We start from the raw sequence: 3,738 nt of genomic DNA on the forward strand, positions 1-3,738 counted from the left end.
TGCGTTTGTGGCGCACCCTCCCCCTCACAACGCCGTTCTTGGTCAGGCGCTCGCCCCCACAGCGCTTGCAGTTCAACATGACCATACCCACCACCGTATCAGGATAAGGCTATATTAAACTAAAAAACTATATTTATGTAAACACTCTCAAAACTTAAAAGTTTTCTTGATTAGCAAGATGCTTCAGCCGACCAAAGCCAAGCGTCTGACCGAGGCCCGATGATAGCCGTAGCCACACAAAAAGATGCATCAGGATCATATTGAGATGGAAGCGACGGTTGAAACGATAGGCGAATACCGCCAAATAGCGCGGGCGTATTTTGCGAAATCAAAGGCATGATAAGCGCTGCCTAGGCTAGTCTTGAGATTGCCCCGGATCGTATTGACCCAAAGGAATTCCGGTAGGTCTTTGGGTATGCGGCCACTGGCGATGATGGCTTGGTGCTGGCAACCTGCCTCGGTCACCGCCGCGAAACACGACAGACCATCAGAAAGCACGGTGCAACCTGGCATCAGGTTGGATTTAGCTGAATTGAACAGGTATTTCGACCCGTATCCGGACTTTAGCCCTAAATATAAACCCACCAGGTTTAGCTGGTGGTTGTTTAGTTTTTATAGCAGTTGTTTTCTAAGGGTAGAATACAGTCCATCCCAGTATGCAACTTTATTACTTACACACACCCAATTACGTTAAAATACCACCCCCTTACCAGCACCTGTAGGTTTTTGCGTATGTTCAGCAAACTATTCCCTATCGTAATAATTACTTGTTTACTAAGCGCTTGCGCTACCAGCCCTACTGGCAGAAGCCAATTTATCTTCATGCCTGATACACAAATCAACCAGATGGGTTTACAGGCATTCGATACCTTAAAAAGAGACAAAAAAATCAGCTATAACGGTCAATATAATCAGGCAACCACCTGTATCGCTAACGCCATCACTCAGGTGGTCGGTGGTAGTTGGGAAGTCGTGGTATTTGAGGATAGCAGCCCGAATGCTTTTGCCCTGCCCGGCAATAAAATTGGCGTACATACCGGAATGCTCAAATTGGTCGATAACCAGGAACAACTGGCTGCAGTCATCGGTCACGAGATCGGCCATGTCCTTGCCAAACACAGTAATGAGCGGGCTTCTCAAGAAATAGCTATGAACCAAGGCTTGAACATACTGCAAGCCATGACCATGCCGACCTCGGCATTAGGACAGCTCGGTTTCGGACTTCTGGGCGTAGGCGCGGAGTACGGCATCCTCAAGCCTTATGGACGCACACAAGAGAACGAAGCCGATATTATTGGTGTGGATTTAATGGCGAAAGCAGGTTTTGATCCACGGTACAGCGTCTCTTTGTGGCAGAAGATGGAACAGGCGAGCCAAGGAAAACAAACGGTGGAGTTTATGTCTACCCATCCTTCACACGCCACCCGTATCCAAAATCTGGAACAGCGCATGCCGCAAGCAATGGGGCTATATCAACAAGCCCAATCCATGGGTAAGCAGCCGCGTTGCGCCTAAATTATGAACCCGGGCTTAAAGCTTTGCCACCCTTATCCTTTTGAAAAACTGGCTCAACTTAAACACGGTATCACTGCGCCCCAGGGCAAACCGCACATCGCCTTATCCATCGGTGAACCCGCCCATGCGACACCGGCGTTTATTCAGGATGCCCTGTTTGGACACATTAAAGGACTTGGCAGTTATCCCACGACCAAAGGCATCTTGAGTTTAAGACGGGCAATTGCCGAATGGCTGGGTTTTCGTTTCAAAATTCCAAGCACAGCGATTGATCCTGAAACCCAAGTTTTGCCCGTAAGTGGTACACGCGAAGCCTTGTTTTCGATAGCACAGTGCGTTGTTGACACTTCACAGGCCAATAAACCCGTCGTCATCATGCCCAACCCCTTCTACCAGATTTATGAAGGTGCGGCATTATTGGCAGGTGCAGAACCTTATTTCCTGAATACCCTAGAAGCATCCGGCTATTTGCCTGATTTCGACGCTGTTCCTAAAGAGATATGGCAACGCTGCCAGTTGATTTATATTTGTTCGCCAGGCAATCCAAGCGGTGCGGTGATGCCACAAGCCAGCCAAGAAAAGCTAATCCATCTGGCGGAAAAATACGATTTCATTATCGCTTCGGATGAATGTTACAGTGAGCTTTATAATGACGAAGACAATCCGCCCATAGGCTTATTGCAAACCGCTTACGCAATAGGCAACACCACATACAAACGCTGCCTAGTTTTTCATAGCTTATCGAAACGTTCCAATGCGCCCGGCTTACGTTCCGGTTTTGTCGCTGGCGATGCGGACATTTTGCGGTCTTATTTCCAGTACCGTACTTACCAAGGTTGCGCGATGCCTTTGCCAACACAACAGGCCAGCATCCTGGCTTGGCAGGATGAAGCCCACGTAACAGAAAATCGCCAACTGTACCGAGACAAATTTACCGCCTTTATAGACATACTCAGTGACGTTTGCGACATCAATAAACCGGCAGCGAGTTTTTACGTATGGCTGAAAACCGCATTCTCTGGCGAAGAATTTACCCAAAAACTTTTCGCCCAAGAAAACATCACAGTCTTGCCCGGCAGCTACTTATCGCGCAAATTTGCCGGTATCAATCCCGGCCAGAACCATGTCCGCATCGCGTTGGTCGCGCCATTGGCCGAGTGTATTGAAGGTGCGCACCGCATTAAAAATTTCATTAACACCTTAAACTAAAAGTAACAACAATGACTCAACTAGAAAACATCATCAACAATACCTTTGAGCAACGCGCCGACATCACCCCCGCCAATGCCAGCGCAGAAGTCCGTAATGCCGTAAACGAAACTTTAACCTTGCTCGATACCGGCAAAGCCCGCGTTGCGGAAAAAATCAACGGCAACTGGATAACGAACCAATGGCTAAAAAAAGCCGTGTTATTGTCCTTCCGCATTAATGAAAACCGCCTGATGGACGGCGGCAACACCCGCTATTACGATAAGGTCGAATGCAAGTTTTCCGGTTACTCTGAGGAAGACTTCGCCAAAGCGGGTGTGCGTGTCGTGCCTAATGCCGTTGCTCGCCGTGGTTCCTATATCGCGCCAGGGGCGATCTTGATGCCGTCTTACGTTAATATTGGCGCGTATGTGGACAGCGGCACGATGGTCGATACCTGGGTGACCGTCGGCTCTTGCGCCCAAATCGGCAAAAACGTACACCTTTCCGGCGGTGTGGGCATCGGCGGAGTCCTTGAACCCTTACAAGCAGGCCCCACCATTATCGGCGACAACTGCTTTATCGGCGCACGTTCAGAAATTGTTGAAGGCGTTATTGTTGAAGACGGCTGCGTCATTTCGATGGGTGTTTACATCGGTCAAAGCACCAAAATCTATAACCGTATGACTGGCGATGTCACTTATGGGCGCATCCCCGCAGGATCAGTCGTCGTATCCGGCAACCTGCCCTCCTCAGATGGTAAATACAGCCTGTATTGCGCGGTGATTATCAAACAGGTCGATGAACGGACGCGCAGTAAGACGGGGATTAATGAATTATTGCGGGATTAGTGGGTAACAGAAATACACACTCTTTAGATTCTATTAGCCACAAAATTGTATTGAGTTATTAACTCATGTTACGCACCCATAGTTGAAGTAAACTATAAGGATGAATACAGAACTGTTAGAAATATATAGCGATTACTTATTGAGTTCATTTGGTCAAACGACGGCGACCGGGTTGTCCAGCTTG

Annotated in this window: 3 protein-coding genes and 1 pseudogene; 3 read left to right on the forward strand and 1 reads right to left on the reverse strand. The window is 48.4% G+C overall.

Going from position 1 to position 3,738, the window contains the following annotated elements; all coding sequences use genetic code 11:
• Positions 1–262 precede the first annotated feature (262 nt).
• Positions 263–516, reverse strand: a pseudogene (locus ACLQ6D_RS09255) (transposase); the annotation flags it as partial.
• Between the two features lie 216 nt (positions 517–732).
• Between ACLQ6D_RS09255 and ACLQ6D_RS09260 the strand changes: the two are divergent.
• From ACLQ6D_RS09260 to dapD, 3 genes are read left to right on the forward strand one after another with little or no spacing between them, the layout of a single operon-like run.
• On the forward strand, positions 733–1,515 hold the full coding sequence (locus ACLQ6D_RS09260) for a M48 family metallopeptidase (protein ID WP_411726996.1): 783 nt from the start codon (positions 733–735) through the stop codon (positions 1,513–1,515).
• Between the two features lie 3 nt (positions 1,516–1,518).
• Positions 1,519–2,724, forward strand: a complete 1,206-nt coding sequence (dapC, locus tag ACLQ6D_RS09265; RefSeq protein WP_411726997.1) for a succinyldiaminopimelate transaminase — start codon at positions 1,519–1,521, stop codon at positions 2,722–2,724.
• Between the two features lie 11 nt (positions 2,725–2,735).
• On the forward strand, positions 2,736–3,554 hold the full coding sequence (gene dapD, locus ACLQ6D_RS09270) for a 2,3,4,5-tetrahydropyridine-2,6-dicarboxylate N-succinyltransferase (RefSeq protein ID WP_411726998.1): 819 nt from the start codon (positions 2,736–2,738) through the stop codon (positions 3,552–3,554).
• The last annotated feature ends 184 nt before the right edge of the window (positions 3,555–3,738 follow it).

This window comes from Methyloglobulus sp., from assembly GCF_046714055.1.
In the GTDB taxonomy this organism is placed as follows: Bacteria; Pseudomonadota; Gammaproteobacteria; order Methylococcales; family Methylomonadaceae; genus Methyloglobulus.

Bases quoted from the DNA above. Each gene is read 5' to 3' on its own strand.
- ACLQ6D_RS09260 (WP_411726996.1), top strand. From the start codon at position 733: ATGTTCAGCAAACTATTCCCTATCGTAATAATTACTTGTTTACTAAGC.
- dapC (WP_411726997.1), top strand. From the start codon at position 1,519: ATGAACCCGGGCTTAAAGCTTTGCCACCCTTATCCTTTTGAAAAACTG.
- dapD (WP_411726998.1), top strand. From the start codon at position 2,736: ATGACTCAACTAGAAAACATCATCAACAATACCTTTGAGCAACGCGCC.